This window comes from Paenibacillus lacisediminis (assembly GCF_046567315.2).
Window position 1 is genome coordinate 93,617 of record NZ_JBKIAX020000011.1, and the last position, 24,460, is coordinate 118,076.

Annotated in this window: 19 protein-coding genes and 1 pseudogene; 6 read left to right on the plus strand and 14 right to left on the minus strand. The window is 50.8% G+C overall.

Features of this window, described 5'->3' with window-relative positions; all coding sequences use genetic code 11:
* Positions 1-23: 23 nt before the first annotated feature.
* The 8 genes from ACLD72_RS20840 to ACLD72_RS20875 all read right to left on the minus strand — a co-directional run bounded on the left by ACLD72_RS20840 (position 24) and on the right by ACLD72_RS20875 (position 12,221).
* Positions 24-2,138 (minus strand): ADP-ribosylglycohydrolase family protein, encoded by a 2,115-nt coding sequence (locus ACLD72_RS20840; RefSeq protein WP_458476130.1) that lies wholly within the window; start codon positions 2,136-2,138, stop codon positions 24-26.
* A 37-nt stretch (positions 2,139-2,175) separates the two neighbouring features.
* Positions 2,176-3,018: a carbohydrate ABC transporter permease gene (locus ACLD72_RS20845; RefSeq protein ID WP_410999390.1), complete on the minus strand. Its 843-nt coding sequence runs from the start codon at positions 3,016-3,018 to the stop codon at positions 2,176-2,178.
* Positions 3,015-3,884 carry a carbohydrate ABC transporter permease gene (locus ACLD72_RS20850; protein ID WP_410999388.1) on the minus strand — a complete coding sequence of 290 codons (870 nt, stop codon included), beginning with the start codon at positions 3,882-3,884 and terminating at the stop codon, positions 3,015-3,017. Before ACLD72_RS20850 ends, ACLD72_RS20845 begins: the two co-directional genes overlap by 4 nt.
* A gap of 74 nt (positions 3,885-3,958) precedes the next feature.
* A complete protein-coding gene (locus ACLD72_RS20855; protein ID WP_410999386.1) occupies positions 3,959-5,215 on the minus strand; it encodes an ABC transporter substrate-binding protein in 1,257 nt (418 codons plus the stop codon).
* Positions 5,216-5,227: 12 nt separating this feature from the next.
* Positions 5,228-6,127, minus strand: a complete 900-nt coding sequence (locus ACLD72_RS20860) for a nucleoside hydrolase (RefSeq protein ID WP_410999384.1) — start codon at positions 6,125-6,127, stop codon at positions 5,228-5,230.
* A gap of 652 nt (positions 6,128-6,779) precedes the next feature.
* Positions 6,780-7,691, minus strand: coding sequence for a TetR/AcrR family transcriptional regulator (locus ACLD72_RS20865; RefSeq protein ID WP_410999382.1), 912 nt, complete (start codon positions 7,689-7,691; stop codon positions 6,780-6,782).
* A gap of 17 nt (positions 7,692-7,708) precedes the next feature.
* Entirely contained in the window at positions 7,709-10,858 is a 3,150-nt protein-coding gene (locus ACLD72_RS20870; protein ID WP_410999380.1) for an efflux RND transporter permease subunit, read from the minus strand.
* Positions 10,851-12,221, minus strand: a complete 1,371-nt coding sequence (locus tag ACLD72_RS20875; protein WP_410999378.1) for an efflux RND transporter periplasmic adaptor subunit — start codon at positions 12,219-12,221, stop codon at positions 10,851-10,853. The genes ACLD72_RS20870 and ACLD72_RS20875 overlap by 8 nt, the downstream gene beginning before the upstream one ends.
* A 120-nt stretch (positions 12,222-12,341) precedes the next feature.
* Here ACLD72_RS20875 and ACLD72_RS20880 point away from each other — a divergent pair.
* From ACLD72_RS20880 to ACLD72_RS20900, 5 genes and pseudogenes are all read left to right on the plus strand, one after another.
* A pseudogene (locus tag ACLD72_RS20880) lies at positions 12,342-12,536 on the plus strand (TetR/AcrR family transcriptional regulator C-terminal domain-containing protein); the annotation flags it as partial.
* Positions 12,537-12,684: 148 nt separating this feature from the next.
* On the plus strand, positions 12,685-12,882 hold the full coding sequence (locus tag ACLD72_RS20885) for a hypothetical protein (protein WP_458476144.1): 198 nt from the start codon (positions 12,685-12,687) through the stop codon (positions 12,880-12,882).
* Positions 12,803-13,651 carry an Rpn family recombination-promoting nuclease/putative transposase gene (locus tag ACLD72_RS20890; RefSeq protein WP_458476142.1) on the plus strand — a complete coding sequence of 283 codons (849 nt, stop codon included), beginning with the start codon at positions 12,803-12,805 and terminating at the stop codon, positions 13,649-13,651. The genes ACLD72_RS20885 and ACLD72_RS20890 overlap by 80 nt, the downstream gene beginning before the upstream one ends.
* Before the next feature lie 131 nt (positions 13,652-13,782).
* Positions 13,783-14,715 (plus strand): Rpn family recombination-promoting nuclease/putative transposase, encoded by a 933-nt coding sequence (locus ACLD72_RS20895; protein WP_410999374.1) that lies wholly within the window; start codon positions 13,783-13,785, stop codon positions 14,713-14,715.
* A 99-nt stretch (positions 14,716-14,814) separates the two neighbouring features.
* On the plus strand, positions 14,815-15,024 hold the full coding sequence (locus ACLD72_RS20900) for a hypothetical protein (RefSeq protein WP_410999372.1): 210 nt from the start codon (positions 14,815-14,817) through the stop codon (positions 15,022-15,024).
* 20 nt (positions 15,025-15,044) lie between these two features.
* Here the strand turns inward: ACLD72_RS20900 and ACLD72_RS20905 are convergent, their stop codons facing one another.
* From ACLD72_RS20905 to ACLD72_RS20930, 6 genes are all read right to left on the minus strand, one after another.
* A complete protein-coding gene (locus ACLD72_RS20905; protein ID WP_410999370.1) occupies positions 15,045-15,224 on the minus strand; it encodes a Spo0E family sporulation regulatory protein-aspartic acid phosphatase in 180 nt (59 codons plus the stop codon).
* A gap of 183 nt (positions 15,225-15,407) precedes the next feature.
* On the minus strand, positions 15,408-16,829 hold the full coding sequence (locus ACLD72_RS20910; RefSeq protein ID WP_410999368.1) for a helix-turn-helix domain-containing protein: 1,422 nt from the start codon (positions 16,827-16,829) through the stop codon (positions 15,408-15,410).
* Between the two features lie 255 nt (positions 16,830-17,084).
* Positions 17,085-18,080 carry a 2-keto-3-deoxygluconate transporter gene (gene kdgT, locus ACLD72_RS20915; RefSeq protein WP_410999366.1) on the minus strand — a complete coding sequence of 332 codons (996 nt, stop codon included), beginning with the start codon at positions 18,078-18,080 and terminating at the stop codon, positions 17,085-17,087.
* Between the two features lie 41 nt (positions 18,081-18,121).
* On the minus strand, positions 18,122-19,108 hold the full coding sequence (locus tag ACLD72_RS20920; RefSeq protein ID WP_410999511.1) for a tripartite tricarboxylate transporter substrate binding protein: 987 nt from the start codon (positions 19,106-19,108) through the stop codon (positions 18,122-18,124).
* 211 nt (positions 19,109-19,319) lie between these two features.
* Entirely contained in the window at positions 19,320-21,656 is a 2,337-nt protein-coding gene (locus tag ACLD72_RS20925; RefSeq protein ID WP_410999364.1) for a helix-turn-helix domain-containing protein, read from the minus strand.
* Positions 21,657-21,820: 164 nt separating this feature from the next.
* Positions 21,821-22,741 carry a DMT family transporter gene (locus ACLD72_RS20930; RefSeq protein ID WP_410999362.1) on the minus strand — a complete coding sequence of 307 codons (921 nt, stop codon included), beginning with the start codon at positions 22,739-22,741 and terminating at the stop codon, positions 21,821-21,823.
* 178 nt (positions 22,742-22,919) lie between these two features.
* On the opposite strand from ACLD72_RS20930, the gene pdxR reads away from it, so the two are divergent.
* Positions 22,920-24,287 (plus strand): MocR-like pyridoxine biosynthesis transcription factor PdxR, encoded by a 1,368-nt coding sequence (pdxR, locus tag ACLD72_RS20935; RefSeq protein ID WP_458476131.1) that lies wholly within the window; start codon positions 22,920-22,922, stop codon positions 24,285-24,287.
* Positions 24,288-24,460: the final 173 nt, after the last annotated feature.

Here is a 24,460-nt window from a genome sequence, read left to right on the forward strand (position 1 = left end):
TTCTATATATATTTACAGCAAATTTACAGTAAAGGCTTTACTTGATAGGATGAATAGGCCGTACGGCTGCCGCCGTCATTACCGAAGCCGATGGCGCCGCGCAAATAAGGCGTGTCTTCATCGCGATACTGAATCGCCGGGCTTCCGTCGACTGAAACCTCGATCAGGGAGCCCTGTACGCTGACTTCCAGTTCATATTCCAATCCATGCTTCCAAGGGAACGCTTGGGATTGCAGCGTGCGGTAGCCTTCGAAATTTTTGTACAAAGCAATCGTTTGCCCTGGAGCCAGTCCGACAACGTACCCCCGCATCGCTCCCTGCACGCGGAACAGGATGGAATGCTGCTCGCCTTTGAGCGGTTTCAGCTTGACCCGGAACCGGTAATCGTCCCACAAATGCGAACCTGTATAGCATTCGGCCGGTTCGAATCCGTGGCCGCCGGCCAGCCGGCCTTCCTCCAATCTCCATATCCCCCGCAGGTAGGTCATCTGCGACACCGTCTGGTGCAGGGCGTTCCATTTCTCCATGCGCTGGGAGGCAAAATCGACGGCATAATCCGCAGCGCCGTGCACTTTGAACTCGTCCAGGAACCATTTCAGGGAAAAAGACTTCTCCCGCAGGCTGGAATCCCCGCTCACCGTGTACTCCATACCGACCTTGCCAATCGCCGCGTTCTCGGCATACGGAATTTGGTAGCCGACCCGCTGCCATTCTCCATTCAAAACGAGCGGGGCGCTGTACAGACGGTGTCCGGTGAAGACATCCTCCGCAAACAAGCGCACATGGAGTCCGGTGCCTACCGTCTCGTCGAGCTTGAGCCACGCTTCCACGGTCTGTCCGGGATATACGGTCGGTGAGATGTCCGGATCGTAGCGGCTGTCGTCGAAATCGCCCGGTGAGCCGTACGTCAGGAAAAACACGTCGAAAGTCGTTCCGGTAAACACGGAAGGCGCCGTAAGCTGCAAGGATCGCCGTCCTTTGTAAGCCTCGCAGTCCGTATTGGTGAGCAGAATCCGCTCATTCCCGCGGTATTTCCATTCCAGCGCATGCGTGGAGCCGGGCAATTCGAAATGCAGATAATGGGCGCTGTCGTCCCGCAAAATCTCCTCCCATTCCGGGATCGGCTCCCCATTTAACTTGCTGGCCAACTTGGCCGTATCGGCGGTGATTTGCGGGATCGTCTGCAAATTCAAGCTGCCCAAAATGCCGGAGCAGCAGACGAAATCGTTGATCGGGTCTTTCCACTTTGCCTCGATTCCGCCGGGACCGTTCAGAACGCCAAGAATCGTTCCCACATTCCCTACATTGCAGTCCGTATCCCACCCGCACATATTGCAGATATTGATCGTCCGGCTGAAGTCGCCCTGCCCGTACAATAAGGATAACACGATTACGGCCGCGTTAGGAATAATATGGCAGACCCCTTCATAATGCTGGTACCCGTATTTTTCCTGAACATAAGCAAACGCTTCACGCCAGTCCTCTGGATGCTCAAGGTGAAAGGCCATGACATCCCGCGCCATCCGCGCGTAATCGCTGGTTTCCTCAATGACGGACAACCCGTCCGCAAGGATATCCTCCACCTTACCCTTCACAAACGCGGAAGCGATGCAGGCGGCAATAAAACGTCCGCCGCGGATGCCGTCCCCGCCGTGCGTCACGCTCGACATCATCCCCGCAAGCTCCGCCGCTTTGAACGGATCGCCCGGGCATACCAGCCCCCAGCAGTCCGAGAAAATCTGCCCGCCGATCTGCTCGGCCGCCGTTTTGCCGTTCTGCTCAATGGAACCGGACAGCGGAGCAGAAACGCCGTTTTTCAAATTCAGGTAAGCCGTATGCTCGGTCGAAACGCCGTAGCCTCCCCACCAGAAGAAGCCGTGCCCTTCCCCCGCGTAGTTCCGCAGCGTATGGGCCATTTCCCGCTCCGTTAGCCGGTTCGGATCAAAGTCGGCCAACGCCCGCATAAAAAATACCGGGCCATTGATATCATCATCCGCTGCAAAATGCTTGAACAAATAAGGATAGTCCGTAATTTCCCCAAAGGTTTGCGCGATCCGTTCGTAGGACCAGCCCTCGATATTGGCGCCATGCACCACACCGATCACCTTGCCTAACCAGCCTCCATACAATTTTTCCATGTAGTCTTTAGGAAATGTCATCCGTATCACCCCGTTATTAGCTTTTAACAGCCCCGCCCGTTAAACCGGCGATAATTTGCTTTTGGAAAAAGACGTACACCAGCATGATCGGGATCACCGTCATGACGAACGATGCAAAGGCCAGATTGTAATTAAACGAATATTGCGATTTGAAGTTATATTGGAATAACGGAAGCGTCCAAAACGTTTCCGATTTGTTCAAAATCAGCAGCGGCAGCAGGAAGTCGTTCCAGATCCAGAAGGAATTGACGATAATCACCGTGGCGGTCAAAGGAGCCAGCAGCGGAAAAATGACCGAGCGGTACGTTCTGAATTTGGAGCAGCCGTCCACCTCCGCCGCCTCTTCCAATTCTTTCGGAATCGTCGTGCGAATGTAGCCTACATATAAGAATACGCCTTGCGTTAGCGCATAAGTCACATAAAGCAAAATCAGCCCGAAACGGTTCAGCAGGTCAAGCTCCGTCATCAGTCTGGTCACGGGCAGCATGATCACCTGGAAAGGAATGATAATTCCCATAATAAACAGGATGTACAACGTTTTGAAATACCATTTGTTCATATTGCGGCTGATGGCGTAGGCCGTAAGCGGCACAACCAGCAGGATCAACAAGATCGAAACCACCGTAATCAAAACGGAGTTGGAGAAAAATTGAAAGAAATCGTTGTTGAACAGCACTTCCTGGAAATTGCCCAAATACAGCTCCGATGGGAAAGCAAAAAAGTTTCTGGCGCTTTCCTTGCTTGTTTTGAATGCCGTGATCACCGTCAAATAGAGGGGCAGAAAAATGACAACCAGGCCGGCGGACAACAAAACATAGCTGACCGTGGACAATCGCTTTTCACTGCTGCCGTTCATCATGCATTCACCTCCAGCCTGCTCATAGAGCGGATCTGTACGATCGATACGATGGCAATGATAGCAAACAAGACGATCGCCAGCGAGCTCGCATAACTGAATTTAAATTCCTGAAAGGCAAAATTGTAGACGAGCAATCCTACGCTCTCCGTCGTTCTGCCCGGTCCTCCTCCTGTCATCGCCATAATGTAATCAAACGCGGTGAGCCCGCTTTTGGCCGAGAGGATCACGACGATATTTAAGGTCGGGATCAGAAACGGAATGACAACGGAGCGGAACCGCTGCCAAGGGGTGGCGCCGTCCAGGCTGGCCGCTTCGAGCAAATCCTTGGGCACGCTCTGCAGAGCCGCCAGAAACAGCAGCGTCGGAATGGCCAAGCCTTGCCACAGGCTGACGAACAACAGGCCGAAGAAGGCCAAATCCGGATTGGACAGCAAATTCCGCGACAGCATATCCGAGCCGACGGCTTTGCCAAAAGCCGGAAGGGCCTGGGAGAACAGCTGGTTGAAAATCAAACCGACGGTAATCATGCTGAGTACGGCCGGAAAGAAATACGTCGTCCGGTAAAATGATTGGAAGCGGCGAACGCGATTGAGCAGCAAAGCGATCACTACGGCAAGCACCACGGTCAGGACGATCAAGCCAAGTGCATATTTAAAGGTAAAACCCAGGCTGTTACGGATCCGGTCGTCCTGAACCAGCCGTACATAGTTGTCCACCCCAATGAAATGACTCGTCTTGCTCAGCCCGTCCCAATCGCTCAGACTGTACAAAAATCCGTTCACCATCGGGTAAAGGAAGAAAACGGCGTACAACAGAAGCGCCGGAAGCGTAAACAAGTAATGGGCATATCTGTTGAATGTTTTCATCACAATCCCCCTCTTTTTAAAAATAAATGTGGAAACCGGAGAGGATGATGCATCCTCTCCAGTCCGACTTTATCTTACTTGCCAAACTCCTGGTTGATCCATTTCAGCAAGGCGTCCTTGTCTTTCATGATCAGATACGCGGAGGTTTCCGTGCCCCAGCTGGAATCGAGGCCCGCCTTCCAATTAAAGTGAAGCCATGGATAATAACGCCCTTCTTCCGTAATCAGCTTCGTGACATCCTCCGTTTGCGGAGCGTCCGCTTTGACGCCCGTGATGGTGGAAGGAGACTTCTCATTGTCCGCCAAATATTGCGCCGTCTGCTGATCGGCCATAAACTTCACGAACTTTTTGGCTTCTTCCGGGTGTTCCGTGGAAGCGGAGATCGCCAGCGCGTAATCGATGCCGCCTACGACAGCCCCGTTACCGCTTTCATTCGGAATAGGGAACATCTTGTATGCATCTTCCATGCCGGCCTGTTCGATCACCGGAACAGCCCAAATGCCTTGCGGAAGCATAAGCGCTTGTCCCGTGGCAAACAGATTTACAGCATCTGGATAATCCGCCCCTGCAGCGTCAGGCTGGCTGTTGTCGCGAATAAAATCCATTTGCGCTATCAGCTTTTGAATGCCGGGATCATCTGCCGCCTTGACCGAAGCGTCCTGGAAAAATCCGTTGGCCGCTTCATAGCCCACGGCATTGGTCAGCAGTGCTTCGGTGAGATGGCCCGCGGACCAGGCCGCCTTAAAGCTGGTGGCAAACGGGATAACGCCCTTCTCCTTAATCGCCGCCGCAGTTTGCTCCAGTTCCGCCCAGGTTGCCGGCACCTTCAAGCCGAGTTCGGCAAATTTATCGGCATTGTAAAAAATCCCGTAAGCGTTCACCGTCAGCGGCGCGCTGTAGTCTTTGCCGTTTACTTTGACGCCGTCCAAAAATTGCGGATTGATGTTCGCAAGCACATCGGTGCCGGTCAAATCCATAAAGTAATCGGACTCGGCTTGCGTTTTGAAATCGGATTCATTTGGAAATATGGACATGATATCGGGCGCATCGCTGCTGGCCAGCCGGTTGTACAACACTTTTCGCGAATCCGGAACCTGCACCTGATTGACTTTGATGTTCGGGTTCTCCGCCTCGAAATTGGCGATGATCTGGTTCAGATAGTCCTTGACTTCGGACTTCTGGTTGAAGATTTCCAGCGTCACCTGCTCCCCCGAACCTTGTTTTGCGTTTGCGCCTTCACTTGCGTTGCCGCCGGACGACTTGCCTCCGCATCCCGCCACGACAAGCATCAGAGCCAGCATCGAAATCCCTAATATTTTCTTTGTTTTCATATAGAGCCCCCCTCATTTAAGCAATCTTTGCAAAAACAGTTGAATGAAAGCTTCGCTTTTTACCTCTACGGCAGCCAGCACATTGGTCTCCATTGGACGATCGAAGAATACGTCTCTGTGTTCGACCGTCATTCCCCTTGTAAACTCCCCCTTGCACTCTACGGAAATCTTCTTTGGCGCAAGGTCCAACAAATCCGGATGACTAAGATAAGCAACCGTCAATGGATCATGCAGGATAGGGAGATGTTTCGACGAATCCATCCACATCGTTATCAGGCGCGACAAAAAATCGGTTTCCATTCTCCCCGCGCGCTTGATCCGATCCACATCGGCCTGGGTTAACCGACACTGCAGGGTGACGTCGAGGCCGATCATCGTCAGCTTCAGCCCCGCATCAAAGACGATTCTCGCCGCTTCGGGATCACACACGATGTTCCACTCCGGGTAAAAAGCCGAGTGCATCCCGCCCATCATCACAATGTTGGCGCCCCGCATCACCTCGGGAGCCTTCATCACCGCACAGGCGATATTGGTCAACGGGCCGATGGCGACAATCGTCAAATCCGGGTCGCGCCGCACCTGATCGATCAGAAAATCCGCCGCATGCTGCTCGCAGTTGAGATCGATGTCCCGGTATTCCTCCGCCCACTGGCACGGAATGCTGGCGGTATCCGTTTTGTTAATCAGCGGACTGCCGATGCCGGTCGCCACAGGAATGTCCAATCTTCCGTAAGCTTTAAGTAATTGCAAGGCTAGCTTCGTACGCAAACCGGTGTTTCTGTACACCGTTGTTAATCCGGCCAAGTCCAGTTCCGGGGAATTCAGAGCCAACACAATCGCCAGCGCGTCGTCGATATCGTCGCCGATATCCGTGTCTATGACGATCCGTCTTATCCTTACCACCTCTTTCATAGGATTCAAAAAGCGAGCAAGACGGAAAATCTACCATACAAAATGATAATAATATGTAAATTTTACATCATTCCCGGCTTTTTATAGCGCTATCATAGCAAATGAAAGCGTTTCTATCAAGCTATTTTTATTTATTTTTTTTCAATTTATTCTTCGAAAATCTCATAAACCCTTATATTATAAGGGTTTATTGCACTGTGATTTACCATTGCAAACTTCTCATTACACTATGTAAAATTTACATATTCCACAAAATTAAGAAAACCGCCTGACGGCGTCCTTTAGTGGCTCTGACTTCTACTTTGGAACGATTGGTGGCTCTTCCTAAACTTTGGACGCTGCTCTAACGGACACCAGCGTCCTTATCCGCCCATTTCCCCGGTATTTCCCAGGCTAACGGACACAGGCGGCCCTATTTCGCTCTAAACCTGTTCATCCAGGCCGATTTGGGGTAAATATGGGCTTCTGTGTCCGTTACATTTTACAATGCTCCGTTTTTCCTCAAATAACGGCTCTGGTGTCCCTTAGCCCCCACGCCCGCCTCCTCCTCCCCTCTCTACCTGCGCATCGCCCTGTACCATGCCCAAAATTTTATAAATTCTACAAGGTCAAAAAGCCCGGATCCAAGATCCGGGCGCAACGTTGTAAATATTCAATTTTGTGACGGGGTTGCCTCCGGCTCAAAAATCAGCCTTAACTGCCCGCATTCGTCACGGAGCTCGTCAAGCTGCTCAAGGTAATACAGCAGCGCTTTGATGACAACGTTTTGGTTTAAAGACTCCTTTGACTCTGTTTTGATTTGGGCAATAGCCTGAAGGTAATCTTGCTTTTCGGAATCGCTCAGGAATGCGTGATCTTGGATGATCGATTCCATTTTACGATAAACCCGCTGAAGCTGACGCGATCTCATAACCGGCGTAACGTCCTCCGGCCAGCAGTTCATGATCCAGGAAGGCGTCTCAAACAACAGCGGCATATCCGGTTTTTTGAACTTCAACCCTTCGACCACTACACCGATCAAATATTCAATATAAACCGCTAACTTACGGTTTTGGCCATGAGACAGATTTGGACTGCACACCCGGGTGTACACAAACATGATGCTGATCGCAATAAACGACACGTCCACGGCAAATCCGTCCATTTGCTCGCCGTACAGATCGGCAATACTGTCCTGCAACCATGTAAATACTTTACGTTCAACCGTCATCACCGCATTTTGTATGCGTTCATTTTCAAAAAAATGTTGCGATGGATCAAGAAAAAAGTCGAGATAAGTGTGATATTTAAAAATATCTTCCAGATAAATCATACTTAACTCGATGATCCGGTCGCTTTTCGATATATCTACTTTGCGATAGAGCCGCTGGACCTGTTCCTCCAGCTCTTCGGAAAAAATCTCAAGCACTTCCAGCAGCAAATCCTCTTTACTGGGAAAATATTTGTAAAACGACGGTTTTGTCATTCCACTTGCCTTGGCAATTTCATCGATCGTTGTAAAAGCAAACCCTTTCTGTTCAAAGAGTTGAAACGCCGCGTCAATGATCGCTGTTTTCTTACTCACACCATATGATCCTTTCTTCATAGATTTATCGGATTATTCGGACCTTCCGGAAGATGGCCCGAAGGTTCCGCCGGTCCAGCATCCCGGTTTGCTTTCCGCTCCTGGCGTTTTTCTTTATACAAGGCTACCACCATGTACAAAGACGGAACGACGATCAAAGTGAGTAACGTCGAGAACATCAGCCCGAAAATGATCGTATACGCCATCGGCCGGAACAGGATGCTTCCCGTAATCGCCAGCGGCAGCATGCCGATGATGGCGGTCAGCGAGGTCAGCAAGATCGGCCGAAAACGGGCCGAGGTCGCTCCGATGATTGCTTCTTTAAGCTCTACGCCTTCCCGGCGCGCATCCTCGATAAACTCGATGAGTACGATCCCGTTTCGCACGACGATCCCCGCCAAGGAGATAATCCCCATGATGCTCATAAAGCCGATCGACGAGCCGGAAATAAAGATGCCGATGACTCCGCCCGCCGCAGCCAGATACACCGTCGTCATAATAATGACCGGCGCCGACAGCGAGTAGAATTGCACCGTAATCAGCAGCAAAATCAAGAAGATGACGATAATGAACAAGCTGCCCAAATCCGCGAAAATCTCGGCCTGATCCGACGTTTCGCCACCAAGCGTCCAAGTATAGCCCTCCGGAAAATGCATGTCGCCGAGCAGAGCGCTAATTTCCGTATTAAGCTCTGTCGCGGTTTTGCCGCCTGTCGCATCAGCCTCTACCGTAACGGTACGCACCAGGTTGTAGTGCTGAATTTTCTGGATGGAGAACGACGGCTTCAATTCCGCGAGCTGCGATAACGGCACCTGCACGCCCTGCTCGTTGGTCACGTTAATTTGCTGGAATAGATCGCTGGGATTGCCGTCTTTGTTTTTCATATACAAATTGACATCGATGATTTGTTTCCCCGTGTCAAAATCGCCGATATCGAGGCCGTCGCCCATCAGTCGTAGCGTTTGGGTCAATGTCTGGTAATCCACCTGACGCTGTTTCATAGCCTCTTCGTTAACGGCAAACTCCAGCGTATAGCTTTGGCTTCCAAAATTGTCTTTGATTCCCGAGGTGCCGTCCACCTGGGCGATTTTCTCTTTCACCTGCTGGGACAAGGTCTGGAGTTCAGTCAAATCCTCGCCCGAAATCCGCACGGATACGGCCGCTCCCACCGGAGTCCCAAGCCGCGGAATGCTCGTCGTGATGGTGGCCCCAGGGTGCTGTTTCTTCAATTTCTCCTGCCAGGATTGCACCGTTTTTTCCCAGTTATATTTCCCCTCTTTGCCGACAACCGCGATTTGGCCTACCGTCGGCGAAGAGCTTACCATGTTCGTGATGTCCGAAAATAATTGCGGTGCCTTTCCGCCAACGCCGAAGCTGACCGTCTCCGCTTCCGGCTGCTTCATCACCCACTCGGCGACGCTTGACAGCACGCGATCCGTTTCCTGAAACGATGTTCCAACCGGCATCTCCACATTGATGTTCACGTTCGGATCTTCCGCCTGCGGAAACAGATCGATCGGCGTCAGCAGCGCAAAACCAAACGAGGCTGTGCCGATCAAAAGTCCGGTCAGCGCGGTAAGCAGAGGCCGCTTCAGCACCTTTGGAATAATTTTACCAGAATACCACTGCGTTGCGGTATGAATTTGTTTACCAAGCAAACCGGGCGGCTTTCCCTCACCTTTTTTCGCTTGACGCTGGACCCTTCGCTTCTCATGCCATTCGCGGAAAATCGGTATGATCGTCAGCGACATCGCCATGGACGCCAACATGGAGCAGGAAATCACGATCGGAATCGGCTTGATGAAGGAGCCGACGTCGCCCGTAAGGAAAAGCAGCGGCATAAAGGCAAAGATGGTCGACAACGTCGCCGTCAGAATCGAAATGGATACCTCCTTCGCTCCTTTTACGGAAGCGTCGGACGGGCTTTCCCCGAGTTCGCTGAGCCGCCGCTCGATATTATCGTTGACGACCACGGCATCATCCACCAGGATCCCCAGGACGATAATCAAACCGACGATCGTAATTTCATTCAGGGTCACCCCGGTCAGCGGCAAGGCGATTAGCCCCAGCGCGATCGAGACCGGAATGGCCAAGGCCACAAAAGCCGCCGTCAGCAGATTCAGGCCGAGCATACAAACGATGATGACGGCCACGATCGCAATCAGCATTTCCCGGGTCAAATCGTTAAACATTTTGTTCACGACTTCCAGCTGGGCAAATGCGGTCTTGAACGTTATGTTTTTCGGTAGGCCTTCGGCCAAATCGCTAAGCTTCGCCGTAATAAGCTTATCCATCGAAGGCACGTCCGAGCCCGTCTGCGCGTTGACGTTGACCAGAATGGCGGGCTTCCCGTTATAATACGGCAAATATTCCGGATCGCTATACCCCAGTTTGGCTTCGCCGACGTCTTTTAAATAAACAGGGAACCCGTCTTGCGTCCTCATAATCAAAACATCATTCAGTTTCTTAACGTCATCCAAACTTTTGACCATCAGCTGATAATTGCGGCTATCGTAACTTAGGTCGCCCAACGGTACGCGCTCGTTCATCTTTTGTACGGCTTGAATGACCATTCCCCACGGAATTCCGTATTGCTGCAATTTCTGCGTATCGATCTGAACGGCGACTTCCTGGTCGGGAATCCCTTGGATTTCCACGCCGGCCACGCCTTTTACCGTCTGGATCTGATCGCGCCATTCGATCATCGTATCGTTCAGCGTATACAGGTCTTCCCGGTTATCTGCGTAAATCACATAAGAGCCGACAAAAGCAGAGGCCAGATTATCATTGACGACCGGCTGATTCACGTCGTCCGGTAAATCCGCGGCGGCGTCCTGGACATTCTTGCGCAACTCGTCCCAGGCCGCTTCGGCGTCCGCATCCGCATAAGCCTCTACCGTAATGCTGGAATACCCGCTTCCCGAAGTAGAGATGATGTTCTCTACGCTATCCACTTTTTTGATCGCCTGTTCCAGCACCTTGGTGACGGATTGCTCCACCTTCTCCGGCGTCGCACCCGGATAAACCGTCGTCACCAGCGCGGTCTTCACCACCGCATCCGGCATATCTTGGCGGGCCAGCCCCGTAAAGCTGTACACGCCGACCAAAATAAGCATAATGAAAAACAACAGGGTGATTTTGCGTTTTTTGACCAAAAAATTAATCATCAGCTGCGTCCTCCGCCGTTACAATGGAATCCCCGTCAAACAACCCTTCGGCTCCGGCGGTCACGACGACATCGCTCTCCTGCAAACCGGACAAAACCCGGAAGCGGTTTTCAATGATTTCATCCCCCAGTTCGACGGTTGTTTTCACCGCTTTTCCGTTTACGTCACGGAACACGTACGGCTCCTGGCCCTTGCTGATCACGGCTTCGGCCGGGACGAGTATCCCTTTTTGATCGGAAACCTGAAGACCTGCCTTCACGACCTGTCCCGGGAACCAATCCTTGTTCGGGTTAGGAACGCTCACTTCTACGGAAATCGTGCCTGTCCCCGTATTGGTCTGCGGATAAACGCGGGTTACGGTTCCGGTTCGGGTTTCATTTCCCAGCGCCACATCAACTTTCTGTCCCGCTTTCCAAGCGGAAATTTTGCTATCCGGAACCGGGAGCAGCACCTGTAGTTCGGCGGTCGACCCGATGACAAAAGCCGGGTTTCCCGCGCCGGCAGCCTGGCCGGCCACCGCCATTTTTTCCAGTATTGTACCGGATACGGTAGCCGTTAATTTCGTTTTGGACAAGGCCAGCTCGGCCTGCTCCTGACTGGCCAGCGCGTTTTGATACCCCGCCTCGGCCTGCATTTTGGCAGCTATGGCTGATTTCTTGCCGGACTGGGCTTGTTCAAGCGTGGCCTTGGCGGTTTTTAGTTGTTCAGCCGTCGCGCCATCGGCCAATTCTTTCAGTTGCTCCTTTGCGCTGTCCAGTGTGTTCGCCGCATTTTTAAGCTGAAGTTGCGTTTGCTCGTATTCATTAAGCGAAATCAGCCCTTGCGCATATAAATTTTGGTAACGATCGGCATCGGTCTTTGCTTTACTATAAGCATCTTCCGCTTGCTTCGCTTGATTTTGGACTTGGGCCAACTGCTCCTCAGATGCCCCCTTCTTCACTGCGGACAAATTAGCCTCGGCGTTTTTGATTTGCGCTTCGGCCTGAGCGAGCCCCGCCTCGGCGGCGCTGACTTGGCCCTTGGCCTGGGCTACGCCGCTTTTGGCCTGTTCCACCCCAATCCGGGCTTGCGCGTCATCCAACACCGCCAGGACAGCTCCTTCCTTGACTTTGTCGCCAACTTCCACCAATGTCTGTTTGATTTCTCCGGATGCTTGAAACGTAACTGTCGCCGAATCGGCGGATTGCAGCGTGCCCGACAGGTCATACACCGTGTTTAAAGGTTCTTGTTTCACCTGCACAACCTCAACGACTGCCGAGTCGGCGTTCGCTGCGGCGGTTTCTCCATCGTTTCCCGAAGAACATGCGGTTAAAGACAGCGTGAATACCGCCGCTATCGTTAGCCATAAGTAACGTCCTTTCATCAGGTTATTCTCCTCCCGCTATACTCACAAGTAATTTTTTTAACTCTAAAGTAACCCGACGGCAATGCGGTTGTCAAGCGATGCCTAGGTGATTGATTTTGTGGGCCTTATTCGGTCTCGAACGAACTCATCATGGGGGTCGTCAATGAAGTATCCTGCGGCATGCGCGTTGAGGAAGCGGATAAGCGGTTTCTGGCCAACTTCTACACGCTGGCGTTCGGCGGGCTGGTGATAGAATCGCCGATCGTGCCGATCAACCAATATAAATACGATGTACGCACCCTGCTGCAAGGGTTGGTGACTTCATTCCGATAGAAAATTGCCAAAATCCCCATCCGGGTTTACAATTGTTCATAAAGGAATACAAAACGAGTGAAGCACACTCGCGATACGCTTATTAGGCGTTCGCAGTGTGCTTTTTTGTGTTTTCCGTTGTCTAAGTAAAGAAAGGAAGAGTGGTTTCATGAATGTCTATGCGCAAGCAATACGGGAAAAGCCGTTCGGACCGGATTATGGCAAAAATTATATCCCGCACGATGAAGCCTTTAAAAAGCTGCTGCAAACTTTTTTCGCCGAATTTATTGCACTGTTCTTCCCCGAGCTCGACAAACTGCTGGATCACCGCCAGACCCGTTTTCTTATGCAGGAGCCAACTCGTTGACATCGTTGGCGAAGAGTCCCGCACGCTTGATCTGCTGCTGGAAACAAAGTATATCGCCACGGACGCCTACATACTTATTCATCTTGAGCCGCAATCGTATAAGCAGCCGGATTTCCACGAAAGGATGTTTATCTACTTCAGCCGATTGTTTGAACGCCACCGGAAAGAACATAAGCTGATCATCCCGATTGCCGTGTTTACTGGTGAAAGTATGCATGATGAACGAAACTCTTTTAGCATGGATATCCCCGGTCAGGAAATCCTTCATTTTCAATTTCTAAAAGTGGAATTGCGGAATCACCATTGGCGAAAATTTGTCGATTCCAACAACCCCGTTGCTGCTGCATTGCTGGCCAAAATGGGATACAATAAAGGCGAAGAAAAGGAAATGCGCTTTGCGTATTTACGGATGCTTTTACAACTAACAAAAAAGTTAGATAATGCGCGAATGAAGCTCATTATGTCCATTGCCGACTTATATTTCGTGCCTGATCCGAAACAGGACGAAGCGATGCTCAATGAATTGACCAATCAATATCCGAAAGAGGGGGAAACTATCATGGAATTAATGCCGGCCTGGATGCGCCAAGGGTATGAAAAAGGGTTGGAAGAAGGATTAGAGAAAGGAATAGAAGAAGTAGTGAAGGCAGTTCAAACCGAACGGCAAAACATTGCCCGCAGACTCTTTGCCAAAGGATTTTCTTTGGAAGAAGTGGCCGAAACTATCAAATTACCGATTGAGGAAGTGCGGAAGTTAAAAAATTCCTGAATAAGCTGATTTAGGTCTCATTCCGCCAAATTTAGAGATATCTCGGGTGAAGTACACTCGCGATGCACTTGAAGTGCGTTCGCGGTGTGCTTTTTTGTTTTTTGAGTTAGTAAAGAAAGGAGCGTGATTCCATGAGCATTCATTTGCAAGAAGTCCGGGAAAAGCCGTTCGAACCGGATTATGGCAAAAATTATATCCCGCACGATGAAGCCTTTAAAAAGCTGCTGCAAACTTTTTTCGCCGAATTTATTGCCTTGTTCTTCCCCGAGCTCGACAAACTGCTGGATCACCGCCAGACCCGTTTTCTTATGCAGGAGCAACTCGTTGACATCGTTGGCGAAGAGTCCCGCACGCTTGATCTGCTGCTGGAAACAAAGTATATCGCCACGGACACCTACATACTTATTCACCTGGAACCCCAGTCCTATAAACAGCCGGATTTCCATGAGAGAATGTTTGTCTACTTCAGCCGGTTGTTCGAACGCCACCGGAAAGAACATAAGCTGATCATCCCGATTGCCGTGTTTACTGGCGAAAGTATGCATGATGAACGAAACTCTTTTAGCATGGATATCCCCGGTCAGGAAATCCTTCATTTTCAATTTCTAAAAGTGGAATTGCGGAATCACCATTGGCGAAAATTTGTCGATTCCAATAACCCCGTTGCTGCTGCATTGCTGGCCAAAATGGGATACAATAAAGGCGAAGAAAAGGAAATGCGCTTTGCGTATTTACGGATGATTTTACAACTTACTAAAAAGTTAGATAACGCTCGAATAAAGCTTATTATGTCTATTGCTGACTTATATTTCGTGTCTGATCCGAAACAGGACGAAGCGATGCTCAATGAATTAACCAATCAATATCCGAAAGAGGGGGAAACTATCATGGAATTAATGCCGGCCTGGATGCGTCTGGGGTATGAAAAAGGGTTGGAAGAAGGTGTTCAAACCGAACGGCAAAACATTGCCCGTAGGCTCTTTGCCAAAGGATTTTCGTTAGAGGAAGTGGCCGAAACTATCGAATTGCCGATTGAGGAAGTGCGGAAGTTACAGAACAACTGAACAACCAAATCAAGCCCCTACCATATCTATAAGCGATTTGAGATTACTATGCACATGCAAAGTCAATTTATACTTTGTCGCAAGGAGAGTGAAACCCTTATGGAATCAATGCCGGACTGGGTGCGCCTAGAATACGAAATAGGATACAAGGAAGGATACGAAAAAGGATTCAAAGAGGGCCTAGAAATAGGTATTTTGTTTGAACGACAAAGGATCATACATAGACTGAATTCGAAAGGATATTCATTGGATCTAGTTTTGGAAATAATGGCAACACCCATCGAAGAAGAAGAAAAACAAAAAAATTGACCAAAGAACAAAGCAGCCGATTAAGCAATCGGCTGCTTTCTGCGTACATCTGTAAACTTGTCATAATTATTGAGCAGCCCGTCCAATAGGACCGACTGATGAATGACCCTTTTGTGCCTCAGCCCGTACCGCTGCGCTAAACGATTTAATTCTTTTCTCTCCATCTCTATACGGAGTTTAATTCTCTCCGAATTGCTCATAGCTCTCACCCCATGAACATATTAGGAGATGTTGCCAAATATTACATACTGACGCCTACTGCATAGTATAAAAAATACCAAAATTTTATATTTATAGTTGTCTCTATTATTCTCTGTTTTTTATATTAACTCCAACCATGCAAAAATGTCGTAAACTTACTACCAATTACAACAAAAGCAAAGCTAAACGTAAAGATACCCGAGACCACCCAAGATATTTTCCTTTTCATTTTCCCACACCTTTCTGCAAAGTTTATTATACTCTTGAGTTTGCTCTTCTGAAGCAAATTGCCGATGGAGTTCAAAAATGGCCATAGTAGTATTAACGAGTATATCCTTGCTGCTTATTTTGATGGACATTTTCATGCTATCGAGGAGATTGTCTAGCCCCTCTTCATACGAACCTTTTCTGAAATGGTAAATCGCGTTGCTTTGAAAAAACACGGCATATCGGAAAAAGTAAGGAGGTTCTTTAGAATAGTCAACATCTACGACTTTTTTTGTCAACCAATTTTCTCTACCAAATTTCCTGTACTGTTCGATCTCACTAGAAAATTTATCAAATACTTCATCGATATAAAAATCATGCCTATTCGCGGACTCTATTAAAGTGATTAAACCTTCGACAATCTCATCCGGATGGGCCTCCAGAAAAGAGACATATTCCGGTATTCTCAAACGGTTACCGGCTTTAACATCCACACACATGTAATTGGCTTCAGCGAAGATTTTTAACATTTCTACTTCTGCTTTTGCCGTGTCATCCAGTCCCTCAAACCAGCTTAAATCGGCATATTGGGCAATCCATTTCCTTGATTCCTCATACATACCGCGATATTCGTAGGTGCCTGATTTAAACAAAAAAGCTTTCCCATAATAAAATACTAGAGGTCGGATAGGCCTAAAGTCAGGTTGCTTCCAAACCTTCTTTTCATATAATGTCCAAGCCAGCTTGCTTAGTTCATCCGCATAATTTTCAACTTCCGCCCAATTAAATCTAACCGAATAAATCCGAATAAGCATTAACAAACCTTCAAGTGTCAGCGCCTCCGGTAATCGGTAACGGTAAGGCAGAAATTGTAATGCCGCTTTAAAACCTCTTCGCCCATCGCTTTGATATATCTGAAAGATTCGATAATAACTTATAGCCAACCGCTCTGAATGGCTGAAACGTTCACTTTCAATAACGGCTTCATATAGAATAACTGCCGCTTCATTTAAGCCCTGTTCAAACAACCGTTCCGCTGTCTCAAAAATCCCCGCAATTTGCTTCAAATCTTCGAGTAATTGGTTCAGCACCTCTTGAATGCAGTCATGACGCCCTAGTTCGGCGCAGCGCATAAAAAAAGGGCGAAGTCTTCTCCAGTGGGGGGCGGATGGAACAAAACATTCGTCTACGTATAAGTCATAGAAGTAACCTTCGGAGCGCCCCATCGCTTTCGTGATCCGATCCAGCTGTCCGACGGCAATCGGCCGGTTTCCGTTAATAATGCCGCTTAACGTACCAACGTTGACTCCTGAAATTTCCGCAAAGCGATGAAGGGTTGTCCCTTCCTTCTTGATGTAGTCTTCCAGTTCTGCGCGAATCGTGGTTGTGGATATCAAATATCCATCACCCCCCAAACGATTTCCGTTTACAGAAATAGTGAACATTCTTCCTGTAAAGCGTCCTTACGACACTTCATTACATTAAACTACATCCATAATAATACAAACTACTAGTATATTCCTGATATTAATCCTGATTTTTACAATTGTCAATACAAAAAAGGACCAGTAAGAGGCAATCTTGTCTACTTACTGGTTAGTTTGCGAATCAACCTCAATTGTTGTCAAATCATAGCTGTTTTCACCTTCATTTTAAACCTTGACCTGAGGCGGCGACCCATCGGAAAAAGCTGCTCCCGCCCTCTTCTTCATGTACTGCGACCAATAGGCGGTCAGAATAGGCACCAGAATGGAGGTCACGACAACGCAGGCGGCAACTAAAGCGGTGGCCGATTGGGCCGCCGGCATAAATTCCGGTTTCATATTGGCGACGATCATCGGATTGGCCACAGCGGCGCCCGCTGTGCTGGATGCGGCGAGTCCGGCCGTGCCGTTGCCCCCGCCCACATATTTGTCGGCCAGCATCAACGGAATCCCCGTGATGATGATGACGGAAAGTGCAAGCAGCACGCCCAGAAGCCCCGTGTGCACAATAACCCCCAGATCGATCGAGCATCCTAACGCAAAGCCGAAGAAAGGGATCATCGTATGGGTGGCTTTTCCGAAAAACTCACGAAGATCATGATCCAAATTGCCCAGCAGGAAACCGATCAAAAACGGAAGCACCGCGCCGACGAACGCCTGCGGTTCGAAAGCGGCCAAGCCCGTGGCGCCCAAAACCAGCATGGTGACCAGAGGCCCGGATTCCAGGGACATCAGCACAAAAGCGCCGGCCTCTTCCCTGGTTCCGTACTGCTGCATAATTGAAGCGTACAAACCGCCGTTGGTCATATCCATCGCCGCGATTAACGCGAGCACGGACAAGCCCGCAAAAAATCCGCTCTTGATCCCGTCGGCCGGCAAAAGCTGCGATGCGACGAGAGCCACAATCCAGGCGACCGCGATTTTGGTCAACACCAGTGTGCCCGATTTTCTCAGAACCGTCCCCGTCGCCCTTACGTCGATGGCCGCCCCCATACAGAAAAACCATACGGCCAAAATGGGAATGGTTCCCGTCATAAGCCCGTTGGTAAATGAACCGAAATATTCCCCGCCCCCGGGAAAAAATGTGTGTACAACCGCTCCCAACAGCAATGGGATCAACATCATCCCGCCAGGAATTCGATCCAAGGTCTTTTTGATTTTCATGTCTAACCCACCTTCCACAATCAATAGAATGCGCTTTCATATCACTTGCGGCCCAGCCCCAGCTCCGGAATTAGCGCCGCATACAATTCATGGTTTTTCTTCAAATGCCGGCTAAATTCTTTCCCGTCCCGGACCAGCAGTCCAAGCCCCATAGCGTTCATCTCACCGATGAATTCAGGCTCCCTGGTGCCCTGAACGAAGGCTTCCGTCAACAAGTCTCTAACCTGCTCAGAAGTTCCTTTCGGTACGGCCAGGCCGCGCCATGTTCCCGCGAATTCCACATGCAGTCCGGTTTCTTCCGCCAGTGTCGGAACTCCCGGGAGGGCTGCCGCCTCTTCATCTCCGATGATGGCCAAAGTGCGCAGCTTCCCCTGTTCAACATAGCTTTTGACTTCGGCCGGGCTCACGGGCACCGCGTCGACGAAACCGCTGAGCAGCGCCGATATGGCGGGCCCCGCTCCTTCATAAGGAATATGCATGAACTTTACGTCCGCCTCTTTCTCCAGCATGGCGGCAGCCAAATGCCAAACGCTTCCCGTGCCGGCGTTCCCCATTTTGATCTCACCGGGATGGGAATGCGCATAATCGAGAAATTCCCGGACATTTTGCCAAGGAGCGTCCGCTCTGACGGTAATCGCGGCGGGATCACGGTTCGTTTGCGCGATGGGAATAAAGTCTTCATACGTCACCGGAAGCAGTCCCAGATGCGGAAGGGTCGTTAATTCGGCCACGAGAAAAGTTACCGTATAGCCGTCCGGTTTGGCGTGCGCGCCCTCGGTCAAACCGATAGCTCCGCCACCGCCCGTGCGATTCACCACAACGATCGGTTGATCAAGATGTTTTTCGGCCGCTTGCGCCAATGCCCTTGCGGTAAGATCCGTACCGCCTCCGGCGGCGTACGGTACGATCAAAGTAATGGGTTTCTGCGGGAAATCCGCCGGCGGATTTGCCGATTTCGGGCGATCAGGCAGAACGTACGCCAGCATAATGCTCAATAATATCGCTATTCCGATAACATACGCCCCCATCGCCAGCCGTTTTGAGCCCGCTTCCTCTTTTCCGTTTTTGCCGCTCATGCTATTCCTCTTTTCCGCTGGTTCAGCTTGTTTAATTCCCCTTGCGGCGGTCACCCCCCCCCCCAATGCAAATCAGTCAAATCATCATACCCATAAGTACGTGATTTATTTCTCAAGGGAAGTGTAAACGAACCGGCCGCCGTGAAACAATCGGATAATCTCCTTACGAATCTTCAAATATTCCGAATTTGCGCGTATTTGCCGGATCTGCATATTCGCCGGAAAATTTGCTGGTTTCCCGGTATTTGCCCGGTGTCATGGACTTGTTTTTCCGAAAGGCACGGATAAAGCTATTCTCGTTCTGATATCCAACCCGGAACGCGATATCAGCCACTTTAAGCGATGTATCCTGCAATAATGCGCAGGCTTTGTCCATTCTCAGGCTGGTCAAATAATCGTAAATCGTGCTGCCCGTTTCCGTTTTAAAAATCGAGCTTACCGAGGAAATCCCCATGTTTACATGATCCGCGATTTCTTGCAGTCCGACATTCGCCTGATAATTTTGCTCCATAAACCCGATCATCCGCCGCGCCAAAATAAATTCCTTCGTCTGCTTCCGGCACGCAAGCTCCCGGCCCAATGTACCGGCCAGAAGACACAGCAATGCTTCCGCCTCGGCCAACTCCATCGTGGTCAGCTTCTGCCACGTATAATCGTCCAGCTCGCTAGGGACGGGCAATTCGCGCGCCTCCGCCATGCTCAGCATCTCTGCCATAAGCTGGTCAACGAATTTATAGACGTTTTCGGGATGGATTCGCCGGCCGCTTATGTCCCCCATCCAACGCTGCATCAACAGTATGCATTGTTCTTCTCCGGACGATTGCAGCGTTTCGAACAGTTCCGTCTTCCAGCCTTCATGGAGGGGTGACGGGATGCCGTCTTTGCGGATGCTGCATTCCCGATAATCCCTGGCCTGGCCGTAACCATCGTACAGACGATAAGACAGCGCCTCCTTCGCTTCAGCATAGGAGCGGTTGATCTCCGCGAGATGGGACACCTCGCCGCCGATTCCGGCCGATACCGATAAGTGCAAGTATTCGCCAATGGCTTGAATCAGTTGACCGGCCGCATCCTTGTACGAGCTAGCCTCTGGTACCTCTCCCTTAGGCTGGAGCAACACCGCCACGTCCTCGTGATCCGCCGGCAGCGTTACGCAGCGCCAAAACGGCTCCAGCTTCTCACGGACAATGTTGTCCATTGCGTATTTCAGCAGCATCCGGTCTTCTTCGCGATACTCGGCGGCAAACTGCTGGTAACGGTCGATGGATATGATCAGCATGGCAAGCGGAGCAGCCGTCCAATCCTGAAAATAGCTCCCCCACTTGGCCTGCATTTCCCTTGAGCCGATCGCCCGGCTTAATACTTCCCCGATCAGCTTGGAGCGCAGCTCCGGCAGGCTTTGCTCGGCGACCAGCGATTTGATGCGGAAATCGCCCACCCATCGAACAAGAACATGCTCCAGCTCATACAGGCTGCCGCGGCCCGGGGATTCCTGCCCAGCCTGAAGCAAGGCGTTGATCCGCTTCAACGGCCGGAACGCGGCGTAATTGTAGTAATATATAGCCGCGCAGCCGATCCCGGCAGAAACCAGGGAGAGCAGCAGCAGCATGTTGCGTGTCAGCGTGACGCTCTTCAGCAGCTCCTCCAGGGGGACCAAGGACACCAGCCGCCAGCCGGTCACGTCGGAGAAGGCCTGGTTTGCCATGTAGTCCTGCCCGCGCACTTTGACGTAATCAAATGGCCGGACGTCCAGATCCGCAATCACCCCACTCATTTCCTCAGGGGAAAAGGGAAGATTCAGCTTGGGGTAAATCAGTTCGCCATCCAGATTAAACACGAATTGATAATCTGACAAATGGGTGTAGGTTTTGGAAAACAGGCTGTCATAATCCAGATTGACGATCACCGCTCCGCCGACCTCGCCATTTTGCGCAATCGGACGCACTAGAGACAACACCTCGGCCTGCCCGGTGAGACGCTTAGGATTCGTTTCCCCCGTCTCCCCGCCGTTGCCATAGACCCTGCGTTTGATCAGCAGCGGTTTGTTGCGGATTTCCTGAATCCAACCGGACCAGTGCGAATCGGACGCGTCCGCCCAATCCGGCTTTCCTTCAAACCGGGTGGAGATCACCGTCTGATCCCGGAATTTGACGAGGTGAATCGAATGAATATCCGGCTCTTTGAGCCGGCTATGCAAATAGGAGCGCAGTTCCTGCACGGAAGGTTCGCGGCCGTCAGCTTGCCCGAAGATATACGACAACACGCCTGGATCGTAAGAAATATCCACCGCTTCGTTATCCGCTTCCCGAAACGCCCGGTTGGTCACGTCCAGGTTGATTTGCAGCAGTTCCACATTCGGGGCGTTCAACTCCGTGTCCAGCCCGCTCCTATACTGGGAATAGGAATACAACCCGATCGAGGTAATGCAGATCGGCACGAAAACCGTGAGCAGCAGGATCAGCTTCGTTTGCTTGCTCTTAAGTAAAAATTTCAATTTCATGCGAAACATCTTGATGCTTCACCCTTCCAATTCTGCAGCTGAATTTTTTCCGATAAATACACTTTACACCAAATTAATTCCATCGCAGTGAATTTTTTTAAACGTATATGAATGGCAAAAACAAACAGTCCCTCCCGGGTTCGGGACGGACTGCCGTCATGAATTTATTCAGGCTGGTTTTTTCCCGCAATCAGGATAATCCCCAAGATGACCAAAAAACCTCCAACCCACTGCAGCCAATAGGAATGCTCGCCCAAAATGAGAACGGACAGCAGCAAAGCGGTAAACGGTATCAGCCCCGAAAAAGCGGCTGCCGTCGAAGCCAGGCATCTTTTGATGCCGGCATACCACAACATGAAAGCCAGCGCCGTCACAAACGGACCATACCAGATTAAAGCCAGCCATTCTTGCCATCCAATCATGCGCAGTGAAGAAAGCGGATGTTCAAAAGCGGCCGGGACAAGGCAAAGAAACATGGCCATGGCGGTGACAAGCGTGGTTTGAGTCATGGGCGGAATGGCCGCTGCCTGCGCGCCTGCGGATTTCATCGCAAATCTGCGCGACAAGATGTTGAACGAGGATTCGCTGATCGCCGCCAAAAGCACCAGACCGTTGCCGGCAAGATGATCCAAATTCATAGTCCCGAGGCTTCCCGCCGAAAACAACTGGATCAAGACAACGCCGCCGATGGCGCTGACGATGCCCAGCAGCGCGCGCCGGCTGATCGGTTCCCTTAACACGAACGCAGCGAGCAAAACGGTGATCGCGGGCGTTGCGCCCGTCAGGATTCCCGCCTCACCGGAAGTGGTCTTTTCAAGACCGGTCAGCAAAAACAGGCGAAACAAAAAAATGCCGAACAGCGCCTGAAGGAATAACCATACTCCATCTCTAAACCGCAATCGGTGATATGTCCCCGCCAGTTCTTTCCAACCGAGCGGAAGCATCATGCACAGCGCCAACAATAAGCTAACCCCGGTGATCGTGAAGATTCCAAGTTGCCCGCCAAAAAAACGGGCCGCAATTACTGAAGTGCCGGCCAGCGAAAACGCTCCGGCCAAACACGCCATTCCCTTTAAACGTTCCAACGGATCACATCCTTACCTACGTATTGAGCGAAAGTGCAAGCCTGAAATCATGATACAATCGGAGGTAGTGATATTTTAAAAAAGAGGCCGGTCTTCCGTAAAGAACCGGTTCGGTGCAAAATTAGGCAGTCCAGTTGGAGGTACTATGTGGGGAATTGAGTTGCAAAGAGACAGGGAGGTGCCTTTAAAAAGGCAGCTTTATATGGCGCTGAGCGAGCGGATTTTGAACGGCACGATCCAAGCGGGAGAAGCGCTGCCTTCCACTCGGGTGATGGCCCAAGGGCTCAAAGTAGCCCGCAATACCGTAGTGGAAGCTTATGATATGTTGGCGGTCGAAGGTTTCATTCTAAACCGCCCCGGTTCGGTTACCCGCGTCGCTGAGGGACTGATTCTCGAAAAACAAACTCCACCGGCGGAATCGTCGAGCGATGGACAGCCTGCTCCGGTGCCGCTTCTGGCCGACTTCCGGACAGGCCATCCGGATTTGCGGCTGTTCCCCCGGTATCTTTGGCAGCAGCTATCGAAACGAACGCTGCAGGAAATGCCGGATGCTCACCTGGGATATACGGGACCGCAAGGTTTGCCGAGGCTGCGCGAGGAAATCGCCGCGCACCTGCTTCGCAGCAAGGGCCTGTCCGCGTACCCGGAGAATATTTTTATTACCGCCGGGGCCACACATGCCCTGAATTTGGTCGCCGACCTGCTGTACGAGGAAGGGAAACCGATCTGCATGGAGGACCCCTGTAACCGGGGAATGCTGCAGACCTTTTTGAACAAGGGGTATCCCGTTAACCCGATCCCCGTCGACAAGCTGGGGATGCAAACGGAATATTTGCAGGATCAGCCCAGCTGTGCGGTATACGTTACGCCCTCACATCAATTCCCGTTGGGAGGGGTTTTACCGGCAAGCCGCCGCACCGCCCTGATCAGGTATGCCAGAGAACAGAATAGCTACATTGTAGAGGATGATTATGACAGTGAATTCCGGTATTACGGCGACCCGGTAGCCCCGCTGTACGCCATGGATCCCGAGCGGGTGATCCACATCGGCACGTTCAGCAAAGTGCTCATCCCAGCGCTCCGGATTGGCTACGTCATTCTGCCGGGCAAACTGCACCAGCGCTGGCGCCGGTTGCGCACTCATTCGGATGTACAAAACCCACCGTTTGAGCAGGCCGTCTTAGCCGAATTTCTGCACAGCCGGAAATTTGACCGGCATATACGCACGGCGAGAAAACATTACGGAGAACGCCGCCAGGCCCTACTTACGGCACTGAAGGCTTATCTCGGCGATGATTGGCGTGTTTGGGGCGATGCTTCCGGACTGCATCTGGCTGTTCAGTTCCCGGGGATGAAGTTTAACGAAACCTTCGTGAAGAACTGCATTAGCCACGGAATTCGTGTCACGCCGGTGGAATACCACTGTATCCATAAAGGAAATCATGCGGACAAGCTGCTGTTTGGTTATGGCCATATGGAGCCCGAGGATATCGAAAAAGGGGTAGCTTTGTTCCGTGAGGTTTTTATGAGGTTCCAGGGGGGGTGAACTCCTGTGACGAAATGCAAAAGTGCAGGCGATTTTTGTCTAAAACTCCCGAAAACAGCTCGCCAAATGCAAATCTGCAGTTCATTTCAGGTCAAAGGGTACCTTTTTATCAAATGGCCTGAAAACAGATGTATTTTTGCATCTCATTCGCTCAAAAACGGAAATTCACGAGA